Source organism: Cytobacillus spongiae, from assembly GCF_021390075.1.
Genome location: NZ_CP089997.1, coordinates 2785700 through 2802583 on the forward strand (window position 1 = coordinate 2785700; position 16884 = coordinate 2802583).

Consider the following 16884-nt stretch of genomic DNA (forward strand, 5'->3'; position numbering starts at 1 on the left):
TCACCTCTGTTTAAAGCATTTCAAGAAATTTATTGGAAATGACTTCCGTGTCTTCTGGAGTTCTACAAATAATGAGACACGTATCATCACCACAGATGGTACCTAAAATTTCTTCCCAATCCAGATTATCAATAAGCGCTCCAATCGCCATTGCATTTCCAGGAAGCGTTTTCATGACAAGAAGGTGACCTGCTGAATCGATACGAACAAATGCATCCATTAGGTTACGCTTTAATTTCTGTAGTGGATTAAACCTTTGATCAGCCGGTAAGCTATATTTGTATCGGCCATCCATCAATGGAACTTTTACTAAGTGTAGTTCTTTAATGTCTCTTGAAACAGTTGCTTGAGTTACGTTATAGCCTGCGTTCTTCAGTTCATCAACCAGATCATCCTGTGTTTCAATGTCATTATTTGTGATGATTTCTCGAATTTTAATATGCCTTTGCCCTTTGTTCATTTTCTCACCTCAAGTGGTTTATCTTAATATGTATGTTTACTTAACCCCATGTTAGCTGATTTCCCTCATAATGTACATTTAATCACAAATTATTCGAATTTTCTGCTTGCAAAAGTCCTTCACTCTAGAAAAAAGCAAATGTGATTTATATAAAGAAGTATTCGACATAATTTTTATGATTCCTTTTTCCTTATGGTGCATTTAATATGGAAAATATATAATTGTTTATCAAAAGAAAAGGAACAAGCTGTCGCTTATTCCTCCATACTCTGTTTAGATCTTAGTTCTTTATGTGCGTCTGACACTACATCATTAGGGGAGTAGGTAAGTAAATGCTCACCATTCTCTTTCTCCCCTGACCAATGTAAATGGAGAAGGAATTCAATATTGCCATCCCCACCAGTTATTGGGGAGAAGGATAAGTCCCTTACATCATATCCTTGTGCCAATGAGAAGTCGATCATCTCTTTTATCACTTGTTCATGCACCTTTGAGTCTCGCACAATTCCCTTTTTCCCGACTTGATCCCGTCCAGCTTCAAATTGAGGCTTCACAAGTGCCACAATATCACTATTAGCTACTAAAAGTGTTTTTAACACAGGGAGAATTAGTCTAAGTGAAATAAATGAAACATCGATTGAAGCAAAATTTGGCATCTCTGATTCAAGATCAGCTGGTGTGACATAACGAAAGTTCGTTCTCTCCATTACTACTACTCGTTCATCTTGGCGAAGCTTCCATGCGAGCTGATTGTATCCTACATCTAGTGCATAGGACATTTTTGCTCCATTTTGCAGTGCACAATCGGTAAAGCCACCTGTTGAAGCTCCAATATCGAGGAGAACCTTATCTTTCACACTTAGGTGAAATACGTTTAATGCTTTTTCTAGTTTCAGTCCTCCGCGGCTTACATAAGGAATTACATTTCCTTTAACGGTAAGTGGTGTATCAACTGATACTTTTTCCCCTGGCTTATCAAGCCTTGCTGTATCACTATAGACAAGTCCTGCCATAATAGCCCTCTTTGCCTTTTCTCTTGTTTCTATTAGCCCTCTTTCGACGAGCAATACGTCAATCCGTTCTTTCTTTGTATTCATTAGTTTATGCCCTTTTTTGTTTTTTCCGAGCTAAAGCTTGGATCGATTCGATAACATCTTCTGTTGTTAATCCAATTTCTTTTAATAGCTCATTTACGCTACCATGTTCAATGAAATGATCAGGAATACCAAGACGATCAATTTCAGCATGATGATAACCCTTGTCATGTGCAAATTCAATAACAGCACTTCCAAATCCACCTTGTAAAACTGCTTCTTCTATTGTAAGGATTGGCATTCCCATAGCTAACAGCTCGGTTATCATCTTTTCATCAAGTGGTTTAATGAACCTTGCGTTTACTACTTGTACAGATATTCCTTGTTTTTCGAGAGCTACTGCCGCTTCCATCGCCATTGGAATTGTTGTTCCAAACGTTAGAATAGCCACATCCTCTCCAGGCCTCAGTACTTCCCATGAGCCTATTGGGATTGGTCTTAATGTTTCATCAAGTGGTACACCAATTCCATTACCTCTTGGAAAACGCATTGCTATTGGTCCATCATCATATTTAAGTGCAGTATGGACCATATGTTGTCCTTCATTTTCATCCTTTGGCATCATCAGAACCAGATTTGGAAGATGACGTAAGAAGGCGATATCAAACACACCTTGATGTGTTTCTCCATCTGCTCCAACTAAGCCGGCACGATCGATTCCTATAAATACATTTAAATTTTGACGGCAAATGTCATGAACTACCTGGTCATATGCACGTTGCAGGAAAGTAGAATAAATAGCTAAGAACGGCTTCATCTTTTGCGTAGCTAATCCAGCAGCAACTGTTGCAGCATGCTGTTCGGCAATTCCTACATCGTACATACGGTCAGGAAGCTCCTCAGCAAAATGAACAAGCTTACTTCCAACAGGCATAGCAGGTGTAATGGCAACAATACGCTCATCTTTACGAGCTTCCTTTAAAACCGTATCACTTACAAGCTTGCTCCACGCTGGTGGAGTATTTGCTGGCTTAACAAAATCTCCTGTTTCAATTTTATATGGACCAGTTCCATGCCAATTGCCCGTAGTATCACTTTCAGCTGGATGATAGCCTTTTCCTTTTTTCGTAATTACGTGTAGAATGACCGGGCCTTCCGTTTTCTTTGCATAATTTAAATTATCGAATAAGTCTTCAAAGTTATGTCCATCAACTGGGCCTAAATAAGTAAAGCCCATCTCTTCGAAAAACATCCCTGACACAAATAAATATTTTAAACTATCTTTGATTCGCTCAGCTGTCGATGCTAGCTTTCCGCCAACGGCTGGAATTTTCTTAAGCAAGTATTCTAGCTCATCCTTAACCCAGTGATATTTCCCTGCTGTTCTTAATCTTCCCAAAACGCTGTGAAGGGCACCAACATTAGGAGCGATACTCATTTCGTTATCATTTAATATGACTATCATATCTTTCTTTTCATGCCCGATATGATTTAATGCTTCAAGAGCCATTCCTCCTGTTAATGCACCATCTCCAATAACAGGAATAATGTGAGAGTCTTCCTTCTTTAAGTCACGTGCAATCGCCATTCCCATTGCAGCTGAAAGGGATGTTGAACTATGACCTGTTTCCCAAACATCGTGAGGGCTCTCAATCATCTTCGGGAATCCACACAAACCTTTATATTGCCTTAGTGAATCAAAATCATTTGCTCTGCCTGTCAAGATTTTATGAACATATGACTGGTGTCCTACATCCCAAAGAATTTTATCTTTAGGACTATCAAAGCATTTATGCAATGCCACTGTAAGCTCAACAACACCTAAATTAGGCCCTATATGGCCCCCTGTTACAGAGAGCTTTTCAATTAAAAACTGGCGAATATCCTGACTGAGAGCTTCTAGCTCTTTGTTAGAAAGCCCTTTTAAAAAGGAAGGGTCTTTAATGGATAACAGATCCATGCTTCGGATCACTCACTTTCGTTTCTTTTTCTTTCTTTTTTTATCTTTAAATAGCTTGATTTTTGTATGTTTTTCTAAGAAATATAATAATTTTCCAACTTGAAAAATGATATCTCTAGAGTACCTTATTGCGATGGATTTTCCAAATGCTTTTCCTCCAACCGTCATGGCTGCAATTACACTAGTCATGATAATTGAAATACTATATTCAAGAACTGAGCTTACTCCCATCTTAAATGACAACGTTAATTCTGCGATGACGATAGCTGCGGCAGCTCCACTAATAATCCCTGAAATATCCCCTATCACATCATTACAAAAGCTTGCAAAACGGTCTGCATTACGAATGATTTGAATAGAATGCTTAGCTCCATGCACTTTATTAGAGGCCATTGAATGAAATGGAATCTCATCGGCTGCCGTTGCAGCTATCCCAACCATATCAAAAAAAATTCCAATCCAAACGATCACTAAAACGACAAACATTCCAATTCCCCATGATAGTCCATCGAGTATACTTGTAGATACAATTGAAAAAAGAGCCGCTAACACGAATGTGATAACGGCTATACTAACACTCCATCTAATCGAATTTCGTAAAATGGTCCTCATAAGTCGCTTACGCTTCCCTTTAAAAGATTGTTGAACAAGTATATGTAAAGGAGATTTAGATATGTCTCCTAATCATCAAATAATAAGGATGGTCATATAAGGAGTAAAAATTACGGCTTAGGTCCAGTAGGTTTTCCCAAGCATATACCGGATGTCGCCATACCGGCGGTTTCCCTTTAAATACACCTTAGCCGTGTCACCATCGACTAGACTGGATTACCACTTAGTCCGCACTATAATCCCCCTAATATGTCTTAGGAACAGCCTAGGAGTTTTCCTCAGCAACCTTTAACTGTACCCTATCCTCTTTTGCAAAGCAGATTTCATGCGGACGAAAGTAGCATATATCAATGGCCAACTGATGTATACTCTGTAACCGCAATCCCCTCACGCTTCACTCAAGGCAGGCTACGCTGTTACTTGAATCCCCATAGATTCGTGTTCACAGGTTCATACCTTATGAGAAATCCATCAATAGCTCCTCAATAAAGGCCTCCGCGAGATAAGGGTCTTCGCCCACATGCCATTGTGGATCGCCCTTATCCCTTACTCCCACTATTGACCCAAAGCTGGGCGCTTCAAGCCAAAAATAGGAACTTCATCGATGTGCCCTTTAGTGGATTTTTAGCCCCACCTTCAGAAACAGTAGGTCGACTAGAATACTGCACCATCCTAAAACAGATTAAATTATACCATAATTTATATATAACCTCAATTATTATACCTAATTGCTCTTCTTAATGATTACGATTTCCGATTAGATCCGTGATTTCTTCAAGTATTTTCGTATTTAATTTCGTTTCTTTTAATAATTCTTTGGCAGCAGATAAGTGGTTCGCTAATGCTTTTTTTGCACCATCCATCGTTAATAATGCTGGGTAAGTGCTTTTATTTTTATTTTCATCACTACCAACAGGCTTGCCAATCATTTCTTCTGTACCCTCTAAGTCAAGAATATCATCTTGAATTTGAAAGGCTAGACCTAAATGGTACGCAAATTGACTAAATTTTTCTAACTGTTCGATACTTGCATCTGCAATAATCGCACCAGCTTCAACACTACAAGCTAATAGCTTACCTGTCTTATGAACATGAATGTATTCGATTTCCTCTAGAGTTAACTGTTTGTCTTCTCCAGCTATATCTGCTACTTGACCTCCAACCATGCCTTCTGCACCGGATGATTGAGCTAGCTTTGCAATTAGCTTTACCTTTTTAGACGCATCTAATTGTTCATCCTTCGCATTAGCAATAACCTCAAAGCTGTAAGTTAATAGAGCATCTCCAGCTAAAATTGCATTTGCCTCTCCAAAAACCTTATGATTTGTAGGCTTTCCCCTTCTTAAATCATCATTATCCATACTCGGTAAATCATCATGAATCAAAGAGTATGTATGGATCATTTCAATTGCAGAAGCCATCGGTAAGCCATGCTTCGTATCGATACCAAACGCTTCTAATGTAGCAAATACTAGTAAGGGACGAATCCGCTTACCACCTGCCTCTAACGAATAATACATCGCATCCTTAAGCACCTTAGGACCTGATAAGAGGTTTATTCGCTCTTTCAGATCTACTTCCAACCGTTCTTTTTCTCTCTTTGAAAAATCAGCCAATCCATACGCTTCCACGCTGGCTATTCCTCCTCACGAATGGAAAATGGTTGTTTTTGATCATCCTCCACTAAAATTTGAGTTAATTGTTCTTCAACATTCTTCAGTTTTTCATGACATAGTTTGGATAGGTCCATCCCTTTTTTATAAATAGAAATAGCTTCTTCTAAAGGTACATCCCCTTCTTCTAATCGTTCGACAATTCCTTCTAGCTTTTCCATCGCTTCTTCAAAACTTAACTTCTCATTTGACTCCATCTAATTCACTCCCCTTTTTATCCATCACCTGGCAAATAACCGAACCATCCCGAACCTTTACTTCGAGCTTCTCGGCTATATCAATTTGATTCACACTCTTAATTAAGTCCCCATTTTCACGATAGGAGAGGCTATATCCTCTGTCCATTACTTTAAGCGGACTCAGCGCATCTAAAGTGATTAGGGTGTGATTTAACTGTCGCTTTTGCTGATCCAGTTTCCGATTCATGGAAAGATTCAAAGCCTTCTCAAGGCGTTCATGTAATTCCTTTGATTTCTTTACCATTTCTTCTGGCCGATTTCGAGCCAAACGTTTGATTAGTTGGTTGTGTTCATCCAACTTCATGGTAAAAAGCCTTGATGCACCGCGCTTTAAATCCTCTGTACGCTGGTCCAACTGTTCTAATTTTTGTTCATACATCCGTTCAGGAAAACGAAATGCATACGATTTTTTTGTCCGGTTTAGTCTTTCTCGCTGTAATTGAACTCTTTCCTTCATGGCACGAATAACCCGCGTTTGCCTATTTAAAAGGCGATCAACTAATTCATCAATATGAGGAACAGCTAATTCAGCAGCTCCAGTTGGTGTAGGTGCACGCAGGTCAGCTACAAAGTCCGCAATCGTAAAATCTGTTTCGTGACCAACAGCTGAGATAATCGGCTTTCTAGAAGAAAATATGGCTCTTGCTACCTCTTCTTCATTGAACGCCCACAACTCTTCAATTGAGCCTCCTCCTCTGCCCACGATAAGTACATCGATATCCGAAATTTCATTTCCCTTTTGAATTGCTCTTACAATGGAAGGTCCGGCTTGCTGCCCTTGGACAAGAGCAGGAATGACCAGAATCCTAGCAAGAGGATATCTTCGAGAGATGGTAGAGATAATATCTCGAATTGCTGCACCGGTTGGAGATGTTACTACCCCTACGGTTTTCGGATATTTAGGTAATGATTGCTTAGAGGTTGGAGAAAACAGTCCTTCTTTTTCAAGCTTTTCTTTCAGTTGTTCATATGCTAGGTATAAAGCTCCCACTCCGTCAGGTAACATTTCCTTGACATATATCTGATATTGCCCACTTGATTCATAGACCGATATATCTCCACGGACTAACACCTTCATCCCATTTTCAGGAGTAAATTTCATTGTACGATTTTGAGCAGAAAACATTACGGCTAGAATTCTAGCCTTTTCATCTTTTAAAGTGAAATACATGTGTCCGCTAGAGTGCTGTTTAAAATTCGAAATTTCTCCCTTTACTAGTACATCTTGTAAATGGGGGTCTGCGTCGAATTTTCGTTTTATATATTTCGTTAAAGCGTTGATCGATAAATAACGCTGTTCTTTCATACCAAACTCCCTTACCATTTGTTTTAATAAAAGGCTGTTTTCGTATACATTGATGTTTTGAAACTTAGACAGTTTCCCTCCAGAATACTCACTTGCCGCTAGGCGTAAGGTGAATATCCTCTGCTTCGACTGTGGGGTCTCCCAAAATCGATTTCCCATTGGAGTCTGGAGTCTCCCACCTTTCGATACAATCAACGTACTGTTAGAGATCACCACTAAGGTTTAACACTGTCATATATATAAAAATATCCCTCTCTATTATAAGTTGTCCTTTCGTATCCGTCACTTTTGCATATGCTTTGGCTACGATTTTCAAACTTTAAACAGAGAAGGACTACCCTTGTGTATTTATCATCTGTTTTGGAGCAGTAATTTTGCCGCTTTTAGCGTATTTTCCATCAACATCGTAATTGTCATTGGACCTACTCCCCCAGGAACCGGCGTAATGTACGATGCTTTTTTCTTCACTTCTTCGAAGGCAACGTCCCCGCACAGCTTTCCGCTTGCATTTCGATTCATCCCCACATCTATTACGATAGCACCTTCCTTGACATGATCTCCTCTTATAAGATCCACTTTTCCAACAGCTGACACAAGAATATCTGCTTTCGAGGTATACTCATGTAATTTAGGTGTTCTTGAATGACAGTAGGTTACCGTCCCGTTTTCATTTAGGAACAATTGTCCTGCTGGCTTTCCGACAATATTGCTTCTACCAACAATAACCACATGCTTGCCTTCAACAGTTACTCCTGTTTCCTTTATCATTTCCATAATTCCAAAAGGAGTACAAGGGATAAATGTATCTTGACCAATCATCAATCGGCCAATATTAATGGGATGAAACCCGTCCACATCTTTATTAGGAGAGATCGCTTCAATTACTTTAATTTCATCGATTTGCTTTGGCAGTGGAAGCTGTACAAGAATCCCATGAATGCTAGGGTCAATGTTTAGTTCTTGAACCTTTGAAAGAAGGTCTTCTTCACTTACACTCGATGGAAATTCAATTAAAATGGAATGCATACCCAATTGTTTACTAGTTTTTTGCTTATTTGTCACATATGTACGAGAGGCGGAATCGTCCCCTACCAATATGACAGCTAAGCCAGGGATGATATTCTTCAAACGAAGCTGGCTCACTTCATCTCTAATCATTTTACGTTTTTTTTCAGCTATTTCTTTTCCGTTCAACAAAATGGCTTCCATATGTATCCCTCATTTATTACCAATTTAAGAATATTTCATCTCCACCTAAAATTTAAGGGCGGATGGCAAGTATAGAGTATCTTCACCTTCCGCCCGAATGGAATGAACTGTCGCTTAAATTTGTTCTTTCACCTTTGAAAGTACCCCGTTAATAAAGCGACTCGATTTATCATCTCCGTATAGCTTGGCAATCTCAATTGCCTCATCAATGACAACATTCGCTGGAACTTCATCCTGACAGTACTTTAATTCAAATACCGATAATCTTAATAAGTTTCTATCAACAGTGGCAATTCGCTCTATCGTCCATTTCTCAAGATGACTTTTTATGATTTCGTCGATTTGTTCGCGATGCTCGACAGCACCCTTTACAAGTAAATCCAAGTAATCATCACTTGGAGCATCCTCTAAAACATGTTCAATTGCATCAGCTGTTTCTACTTGACTCACATCAATTTGAAACAATGCTTGCAAAGCTTTTTCTCTTGCTGTTCTTCTTTTCATATAATTCATTAACTCCTTCTACGTTCCATTATCTCATTTTCATATGAAGATAATAGCATAAGTCAAGCCACTTCGCATGGAAAACAATATTATTTTCCCTCGAAATTGTAATGTTATCAAAAAACACTACTTTATTAAAGAATGATTTTGTTGCTGTTTCAGAACAAAAGCCAAAGACACTGTAGATGCCTTTGGCTTTTCGATTAAATTTCTTCCTCAATTTCAGCTTCTTGCTTAGCATTTTCAAATTGAATTCCAACAACATGAATATTTACTTCCTCAGCTTCTAGAGCTGTCATGTTAAGCAATGCTTGGCGAATATTATCTTGAATCTTCTGAGCAACTGTCGGAATAGAGATGCCAAACTTAAGTACACAATAGACATCCACTTTAATCCCTTCTTCAGTTAACTCCACTTTAACGCCTTTGCCATGGTTCTTCTTGCCTAGTCTCTCCACTACACCAGAAGCGAAGTTACCGCGCATCTGAGCTACACCTTCAACTTCAGATGAAGCAATTCCTGCAATCACTTCAATCACTTCAGGAGCAATTTCAACCTTCCCAAGCCCGCTATTTCCTTGGTTCATTTGCAAAATGTTATTTTCACTCATATTTGTACCTCCTGTAGGTTTAAGAGTTCATCACATCGTACATCTCTAGAAACTTCGTGTTAAACTCACCTTCAACAAACTTCTCGTGACTTAATAGCTTTAAATGAAAAGGAATGGTCGTATGAATTCCTTCTATCACAAATTCACTTAGAGCTCGTTTCATGCGAGAAATTGCCTCTTCTCTTGTATTTCCATATGTGATGACTTTCGCAATCATTGAATCATAATATGGCGGTATCATGTAACCTGGATATGCCGCTGACTCTATTCTAACTCCAAATCCCCCTGGTGGTAAATACATTTCAATCTTACCTGGAGATGGCATAAAGTTCTTTTCAGGGTTTTCAGCATTGATTCGACATTCAATCGACCAGCCGTTGAAAGTTATATCATCCTGAGTATATCTTAATCGTTCACCTGATGCCACATTAATTTGCTCTTTAATTAAGTCTACCCCTGTGACCATTTCTGTAACAGGATGTTCGACTTGAATACGGGTATTCATCTCCATAAAGTAAAACTGATTGGCACGATAGTCATAAATAAATTCAATCGTTCCTGCACCTGAATAATCAACTGCTTTTGCTGCTTTTACAGCTGCTTCTCCCATTTGGTTACGCATCTCTTCAGATAATACTGGAGATGGCGTTTCCTCTAGAAGCTTTTGCAGTCTTCGTTGAATGGAACAATCGCGCTCGCCAAGATGTATTACATTTCCAAAGTTATCCGCAAGCACTTGGATTTCCACGTGTCTGAAGTCCTCAATGTATTTTTCAATATAAACCCCAGGGTTTCCAAATGCTGTTAAGGCTTCCTGCTGTGTGATGTTAATCCCTTTTACTAGCTCTTGCTCGTTTCTCGCTACCCGAATTCCTTTTCCGCCACCACCAGCAGTTGCTTTAATAATGACAGGATATCCAATTTGGTTTGAAAGGTTCATTGCATCATCGATATCTTTAATGATCCCTTTCGAGCCAGGAACAATAGGAACTCCCGCTTCTTCCATTGTATCACGGGCAATGTCTTTTGTTCCCATCCTTGATATGGCTTCTGGAGATGGACCAACAAAAATGATATTACATTCGCGGCAAAGCTCTGCAAAATCTGCATTCTCTGCTAAAAACCCATAACCCGGATGGATGGCTTCGCAATTCGTTAGTTTCGCTACACTAATAATGTTCGTAAAGTTTAAATAACTTTCTTTAGAAGTTTTCGGACCAATGCAATATGCCTCATCCGCAAGCTGTACATGTAATGCATCTTTATCTGCTTCTGAATAAACAGCAACAGATTCAATCCCAAGTTCACGACAAGCTCGTATAATTCGGACGGCAATTTCTCCTCGGTTAGCTACTAATAGTTTTTTTATCATCCTGAAATCACTCCTTATTCAGGCTTCACTAAGAATAATGGTTGACCGTATTCAACTAGTTGGCCATCTTTTACAAGGATTTCAACGATTTCCCCGTTTACTTCAGCTTCAATCTCATTGAACAACTTCATTGCCTCTACAATACAGACAATTGAATCTTTTGATACTTTGTCTCCAGCCTTAACATATGGCCCTGCTTCTGGTGATGAAGCCTGATAAAACGTACCAACCATTGGCGAAACAATTTTATGTAAGTGAGAAGTATCTTCTTCTACAACTTCTTGCTTTGGTGCTTCTGTTTTCATTTCTTGCTTTATTGCCGCTACCTGTTCCACTACTGGCTGAGCCTCAGGAGCTTCTTCAATAACCACTTGCTTTGCTGGCTGTGCTACCTGTACAGAGCCTACTACGTTCTTTTTCATTTTGATTTTTGAACCATCATATTCATATACAAACTCATCAATGCTTGATTGATCAACAAGCTTAATTAATTCACGAATTTCTTGTACTTTTAACATGTTAAGCACCCCTTGTTTCTACTAGATTATGACTAGATACTAATATCATACCTTAATACCTTACCAAAGTTCAACATGATATATTTTCAATTGCTTGTTTCTATATTCGACACAAACCCTTCATATCCATTGTAATACTTTTCGAAAAATTTGTGAATTTTAGAAGAGGAAATTTCTACATTATAGCGAAATTATGATTATGAACGAAGGGGATGAGGAAATGAAAACGATTGGAGAAATAAAACACGAAGATTTAACTAGAAAAAATTCACTAGTTGTCAAAGCTACATTTGTAAGCGTTATCTTAGCCGCTATTGTAGATATCGCTATGAAAAAAGAACTTGCCGTTATATTATCTATTCTCATTGGAGGCGGAATGGGTGTTGCAATTGTTGCTACACTTCATTATTCCCGGAAGCTTGCTTCATTTATACCGTACGTATCTATTATTATTGTTTCTTCTGTTATGTTAATTATTATGCAAAATAGCATTTCACCTACAGCCTACTTTCTTGTTTATTTTGTTTTAGCAACTGCAGCAATCTATATGAATAAATGGATACTATGGCTAGCAACAGTATTAGGTTTAGGGATTATCACTACTTTTACGCTATTAAACCACTCGGTATTACCGCTTGAAAGTAAAAATTATGTGACCATTTATCTATTATTTGTCCTTGTATCCATTCTCTTAACCTTTCAGCTAAAAATCTCTCAAAAATTATCGGACAATATTGTTTCAGCACAAGTGGAGACGTCAACTCTCTATGAACAAGATCAAAATATAAGAAAATCATTGGAAGAGAATTCTTCGAGCATTTCTAAAATGATCGATCATGTTAAAGCCAAGAGTGAAGAAAATTATCAATCTGCAATCGAAATGGACTTGACCATTGGAGAAATTTCTTCCGGTATTCAGTCCCAAACCGATTCGATTGTGGATATAACAACAGCGCTTGAACACTCAAACGGAGTCGTTCGAAAGGCAAGCGAGCTCGTTGGCAAATTACATGAGGATGCGATTGCTGCAGAAGGATTAACGCAAAGAGGAAATCAGTTAATGAACACCTTGAAAGGGTCTATGACAAAGACATATGACGATATGAATAAGGTTCATTCAGATATATCAAGCCTCTCAAATCTCATAATGGAAACTGGTCGTTTTGCAGCCAGCATTGAAGAAATCGCCGCCCAAACCAATTTACTTTCCCTGAATGCGTCTATTGAAGCGGCACGTGCAGGAGAAAGTGGCAAGGGCTTTGCAGTTGTTGCAGACGAAGTTAGAAAGCTCGCAGAAATGACAAGAAAAATCGCCAATCAAATATCCGATAATTTAAAAAATGTCATGAATAGTACGAATGTAACAAAAGAGCACGTTCAGCTTACTGGTAACACCATTCAAAGCACCTTGGAGGAAGCGAAGAGAACAGAATTAACCTTTGAACAAATCTTAGAGACTTTTATTCAACTGAAAAGGGAAATTTCCGAATACGATGCCATGACGAAGCATATAGACACCTCTTCTCGGTCAATCGAAAGCTCAATCGCTGAGTTTAGTTCAGTTATTGAGCAAGCAAGTGCTTCTCTCCAAGAGTTGTCGTCAACCGTCAGCCTACAAACAAAGCATCATGAAGCATTATTTCATTCGATTGCTTCTGCTCATGATGCAATGGATAATTTGATGAAGCTTTATAAATCGTAATTTATTTATCGATCGTAAATCATTCAATACTATATCGCTTACACTATATTTAACTGAGGATAAAAAGCCACAAGAGCTGACCTGTTGTTTGGTCAGCTCTTTTTCAATCTTCTTATTTTGATGGCTCAAATTGAACAGCCACTGCTTGAAGTTGTCCGATTTCGTTTTTCACAAGTTGGATGATATCATTTGCTGCAGCTGGTGAGTGGTCATTTGACTTAACAGTAATACGAACTTTATCCCCGTCTGCACGAACTAATGCATCATCATATCCCATTGCTTTAATTAATGTCTCTAAAACACTTTCTTGCTGCGCTACTTGGTCAAGCTTTTGCATTTGATCATATGCTTCACTGCGCTTGTCAGCTGGAAGATCAGTAGACGCCATAATTTCAGTTAATTCTTCCTTCATTTTGCTTCGCTCTGTGTCTAGCTCTAAACGTAATGCTTCGAATACTTCATCACTTGCAATACTAGAGATAACTTCACCATCCTCTGTTTCAATTGATTCCGTTTCAGTCGCTTCTCCCTGTGCATCCTTTGCTTCCTCTTCATTTGCTTTCTCTTCCATCGCGGCTAGATCCTGATTCATTTGCTCTGGAGATGTAATGTAATACACTGATAATACGACAACTAAGCTTAGCATTGTTAATAACCATACTGTTTGTTTTTTCAATAACATTTATTTATTCCCCCTTAGTTTTTTTCGGCATAACTGCTACTCGATGGCTTGGAACATCAAGTACTCTTGTAACTGCCTCAATAATCCATTTTTTCACTTGAATATTATCTGCTCCCTTGGCTACTACGAGGACTCCGCGAATTTCTGGTTTCTTTGTTTCTACTACTATCGGAACCTCTTTTTCACCATTACGAACAATAACGAGCTGTTCTTCTTTTGATTGGTCTTCTACTTTACGCTTCCCACCTTCACGGTCGGTTTCATCCGTCGTTTGGGATTGGGAGGTTGTATTTTTTTCTAGCACTTTCTTTTCTGTGGCGTCTACGTTTACAATTACGGAAACATCATCGACACCCATCATGCCTTCAAGTGCTTCTTTTAGTTGATTTTCATAATGGGCTTCATAATCGGAAATCAGCTTATTCTCACCTGTTTGCTTTTGCCCAAAGGCAGGAACCTCTTCTTCCTTTTGCTCCTCGCTTTTGAAAGCTGGAAGACTAGCGTTTGCCCCTTCATCTTTAAATAGCATATTACTAACTAACATAATCGCTGCTCCAAAAACTAGAACCAGAAGTAGATATTGGTACTTACTTGCTTTTTGATTGGATTGATCTTCCTTCGAAATTAACCTTTTCAACCATGAAATGGGTCCCTTTTCATTATCCATTTGACTCAACGCTCCCCCTTTCTATCAAGACTTCAATCGTTTTTTCTTTTACATTCCATTTTTGCGAGAGCAGGCTTGCAACATTGTCTGCATGCTCTTCAGCTGCCTTATTCTCAAGTGGCTTCTCTGTATTTATCTCTACAGTCTTTACCACTTCTACAGCTGCCTTAGCTCCATCGTTTGGTTGCTTGAGTTGGACCATTACCTTTTGTAGATTTTCCAGGGAAGGTACTTGTTCATTTTCTTCTACTAAAAGTTCAATCTTTTCTATTTCTAGCCCGTATTGAATCATCAACTCCTCTTCTGCATCCTTTTCTAATTGGACAGCCATCTGTTCTAAAATATATGCACGTTGGGAGGCTTGTATTTCTATTTTTTTCATTTCGATTGAATCTTCCATATTTTTTTCACCTGATTGATCAAAGATCGTGACAGCTGCCATCGTTTTCTCTAGATCGACGGATAAAATTTTTAGGATTGGCGCCATAATCACAGTAATTAATAAGAGCCCTGTTACCATCTTTGTATACTTCTGCAGCTTGGAGTTCGGGAGAAGCATATCTATTACGGTTGCCAGCAAGACAAATAGAATGATATTGGTGATCCACTCTTTTAAAAACTCCATCTTCTCCCCCCCTTTACCTCATCATCATCGTTAAATTCCCAGCCGCAATGATAACTGTAATACTTAAAAAAAACATTAAAGATACAATGCCAAGCGCTGCAAAAACATAAATGATGCTCTTGCTAATAACATCTAAACAGGCAATGACAGGGCCACCTCCAAGCGGCTGTAAAATCGCTGCAGCAAATTTATATATAAAGGCAATCATTAAAATCTTGATGGCTGGAAAAGCAACAATAAGAAGCAAAATGGCTACTCCCGCGATACCAACCGTATTCTTTAACAGAACGGAGGCACTAATCACTGTGTCAGTTGCATCTGTGAACATCCGCCCGATTACCGGGATAAAATTCCCTGTAATAAACTTAGCCGTTCGTATCGTTATCCCATCTGTTACAGCGGTTGAAGCTCCTTGAACCGAGATGACACCCAAAAAAATCGTGACGAACACACCAAGTAGCCCAATGCTCCAATTCCTTAAAAGATTTGCAAGCTGTGTTACTTTGTAATGCTCTGAAAGAATACTGACAATACTAAGCAGAGCAGCAAGAAACAATAATGGCAGAACAACATATTGGATAAATAAGCCGCTAGTATTCATAAGGAACAAGATGACAGGATGGAAAAATGCGGCTGAAACGACGCCTCCAGATGAGGCAATTAATGCGAGTAGCAAAGGAATGAGCGCCAGAATAAAGGAAATCATCGTGCCGATCGTCTCATTGGCATAAGTAATAGCCACATGAAAGCTATTTAAAGCGATGATGATCAACACCATAAATACAATTGAATATGCTACTTTACTAACTGTACTTTGTTCGAAAGAGTTTTGAAGGGTTTGTAGGAAAATACTAAATACTGTCAGCATGATTAGGGAACCGAGAAGTTTTCCATTTACGATAAATTCATGGAAAGCAAATTTGATACCACCTGAGAACCATTCTTTAAAGGAAAAATTCTTTTCCCCTTTAATAAATTCATATAAACTTCCTTTTTGACTTTCAGGAAGGAATCCTCCATATTGATTCATGACATCTTCCCAAAATTGCTTTAATTCATCAATATTTAACGTTTCTAGCTGTTTTTCTACAAGCACTTCTGGATGAACGGTTTCATTTGCTTCCTCTTCATTTGTTGTGGCTTGTACATTTGGGATGAATAGTAAATAAATTAGAAATAGGAATAGGAGAACGATCGGAAGCGGTTGCTTCATAATTTCACCTCTTTAAAGGAAGGCTTTATCAGACGTAAATGAGTGCAATCACGTCCGGGTTGGAACAACAAAGAATGGCTAGAAGCTATTAAAATTCGTCATGTTACTAGCTCGGTATGAGCTGAATGATTGTTTCTATTAAGACAGTCAAAATCGGAATCGCCATCGCTAGGATGAGGATTTTTCCAGCAAGCTCAATCTTGGAAGCGATTGCTCCTTGACCTGCGTCCTTTGTAATTTGTGAAGCAAATTCAGCGATATAGGCAATACCAATAATTTTTAAAATCGTTTCCACATAAACGAGATTGACATTTGCATTAACAGCAATTCGCTCAATCATATGAATGATATTGGCAATATGATCGACCAAATAAAGAAAAATCGCACATCCAACAAAAACAATTAGCAGAAAAGCGAAGTTAGGTTTTTGTTCTTTAACAATGAGGGCTAGAAAAGTAGATACGAGCGCTACTCCTACAATTTGGACAATTTCAATG

Annotated in this window: 18 protein-coding genes; 1 reads left to right on the forward strand and 17 read right to left on the reverse strand. The window is 38.6% G+C overall.

Annotated elements, in window-relative coordinates; all coding sequences use genetic code 11:
* Nucleotides 1–10 precede the first annotated feature (10 nt).
* The 12 genes from ahrC to accB form a co-directional block, all read right to left on the reverse strand.
* Nucleotides 11–460, reverse strand: coding sequence for a transcriptional regulator AhrC/ArgR (gene ahrC, locus LS684_RS14130; RefSeq protein ID WP_233806858.1), 450 nt, complete (start codon nucleotides 458–460; stop codon nucleotides 11–13).
* 254 nt (nucleotides 461–714) lie between these two features.
* Nucleotides 715–1557: a TlyA family RNA methyltransferase gene (locus tag LS684_RS14135; RefSeq protein WP_233806859.1), complete on the reverse strand. Its 843-nt coding sequence runs from the start codon at nucleotides 1555–1557 to the stop codon at nucleotides 715–717.
* Nucleotides 1558–1561: 4 nt separating this feature from the next.
* The gene (gene dxs / locus LS684_RS14140; protein ID WP_233806860.1) at nucleotides 1562–3454 is read right to left on the reverse strand and encodes a 1-deoxy-D-xylulose-5-phosphate synthase; all 1893 of its coding nucleotides are present in this window, start codon (nucleotides 3452–3454) and stop codon (nucleotides 1562–1564) included.
* A gap of 12 nt (nucleotides 3455–3466) precedes the next feature.
* Nucleotides 3467–4066: a CNNM metal transporter family protein gene (locus LS684_RS14145; protein ID WP_233806861.1), complete on the reverse strand. Its 600-nt coding sequence runs from the start codon at nucleotides 4064–4066 to the stop codon at nucleotides 3467–3469.
* A gap of 737 nt (nucleotides 4067–4803) precedes the next feature.
* Complete coding sequence (locus LS684_RS14150; protein ID WP_284701564.1) at nucleotides 4804–5697, reverse strand: polyprenyl synthetase family protein; 894 nt, start codon at nucleotides 5695–5697, stop codon at nucleotides 4804–4806.
* Between the two features lie 5 nt (nucleotides 5698–5702).
* On the reverse strand, nucleotides 5703–5936 hold the full coding sequence (locus LS684_RS14155) for an exodeoxyribonuclease VII small subunit (protein ID WP_233806863.1): 234 nt from the start codon (nucleotides 5934–5936) through the stop codon (nucleotides 5703–5705).
* A complete protein-coding gene (xseA, locus tag LS684_RS14160; protein WP_233811665.1) occupies nucleotides 5923–7284 on the reverse strand; it encodes an exodeoxyribonuclease VII large subunit in 1362 nt (453 codons plus the stop codon). The genes LS684_RS14155 and xseA overlap by 14 nt, the downstream gene beginning before the upstream one ends.
* 351 nt (nucleotides 7285–7635) lie before the next feature.
* Nucleotides 7636–8493: a bifunctional methylenetetrahydrofolate dehydrogenase/methenyltetrahydrofolate cyclohydrolase FolD gene (gene folD, locus LS684_RS14165; protein ID WP_233806865.1), complete on the reverse strand. Its 858-nt coding sequence runs from the start codon at nucleotides 8491–8493 to the stop codon at nucleotides 7636–7638.
* 114 nt (nucleotides 8494–8607) lie between these two features.
* Complete coding sequence (gene nusB, locus LS684_RS14170) at nucleotides 8608–8997, reverse strand: transcription antitermination factor NusB (RefSeq protein ID WP_233806867.1); 390 nt, start codon at nucleotides 8995–8997, stop codon at nucleotides 8608–8610.
* A 203-nt stretch (nucleotides 8998–9200) separates the two neighbouring features.
* Nucleotides 9201–9608 (reverse strand): Asp23/Gls24 family envelope stress response protein, encoded by a 408-nt coding sequence (locus LS684_RS14175; RefSeq protein ID WP_233806869.1) that lies wholly within the window; start codon nucleotides 9606–9608, stop codon nucleotides 9201–9203.
* A gap of 19 nt (nucleotides 9609–9627) precedes the next feature.
* Nucleotides 9628–10980, reverse strand: a complete 1353-nt coding sequence (accC, locus tag LS684_RS14180) for an acetyl-CoA carboxylase biotin carboxylase subunit (protein ID WP_233806871.1) — start codon at nucleotides 10978–10980, stop codon at nucleotides 9628–9630.
* Between the two features lie 14 nt (nucleotides 10981–10994).
* Nucleotides 10995–11498: an acetyl-CoA carboxylase biotin carboxyl carrier protein gene (accB, locus tag LS684_RS14185; protein WP_233806873.1), complete on the reverse strand. Its 504-nt coding sequence runs from the start codon at nucleotides 11496–11498 to the stop codon at nucleotides 10995–10997.
* Nucleotides 11499–11718: 220 nt separating this feature from the next.
* On the opposite strand from accB, the gene LS684_RS14190 reads away from it, so the two are divergent.
* On the forward strand, nucleotides 11719–13200 hold the full coding sequence (locus LS684_RS14190) for a methyl-accepting chemotaxis protein (RefSeq protein WP_233806875.1): 1482 nt from the start codon (nucleotides 11719–11721) through the stop codon (nucleotides 13198–13200).
* 112 nt (nucleotides 13201–13312) lie between these two features.
* Here LS684_RS14190 and LS684_RS14195 read toward each other — a convergent pair whose 3' ends face one another.
* From LS684_RS14195 to spoIIIAD, 5 genes are all read right to left on the reverse strand, one after another.
* Nucleotides 13313–13882: a SpoIIIAH-like family protein gene (locus LS684_RS14195; RefSeq protein WP_233806877.1), complete on the reverse strand. Its 570-nt coding sequence runs from the start codon at nucleotides 13880–13882 to the stop codon at nucleotides 13313–13315.
* Nucleotides 13883–13886: 4 nt separating this feature from the next.
* On the reverse strand, nucleotides 13887–14549 hold the full coding sequence (gene spoIIIAG, locus LS684_RS14200; RefSeq protein WP_233811666.1) for a stage III sporulation protein AG: 663 nt from the start codon (nucleotides 14547–14549) through the stop codon (nucleotides 13887–13889).
* Nucleotides 14542–15174, reverse strand: a complete 633-nt coding sequence (gene spoIIIAF / locus LS684_RS14205) for a stage III sporulation protein AF (protein WP_233806879.1) — start codon at nucleotides 15172–15174, stop codon at nucleotides 14542–14544. Before spoIIIAF ends, spoIIIAG begins: the two co-directional genes overlap by 8 nt.
* A gap of 13 nt (nucleotides 15175–15187) precedes the next feature.
* Nucleotides 15188–16387 (reverse strand): stage III sporulation protein AE, encoded by a 1200-nt coding sequence (spoIIIAE, locus tag LS684_RS14210; RefSeq protein ID WP_233806881.1) that lies wholly within the window; start codon nucleotides 16385–16387, stop codon nucleotides 15188–15190.
* Between the two features lie 106 nt (nucleotides 16388–16493).
* Nucleotides 16494–16883 carry a stage III sporulation protein AD gene (spoIIIAD, locus tag LS684_RS14215; protein WP_233811667.1) on the reverse strand — a complete coding sequence of 130 codons (390 nt, stop codon included), beginning with the start codon at nucleotides 16881–16883 and terminating at the stop codon, nucleotides 16494–16496.
* Between the last annotated feature and the right edge of the window lies 1 nt (nucleotide 16884).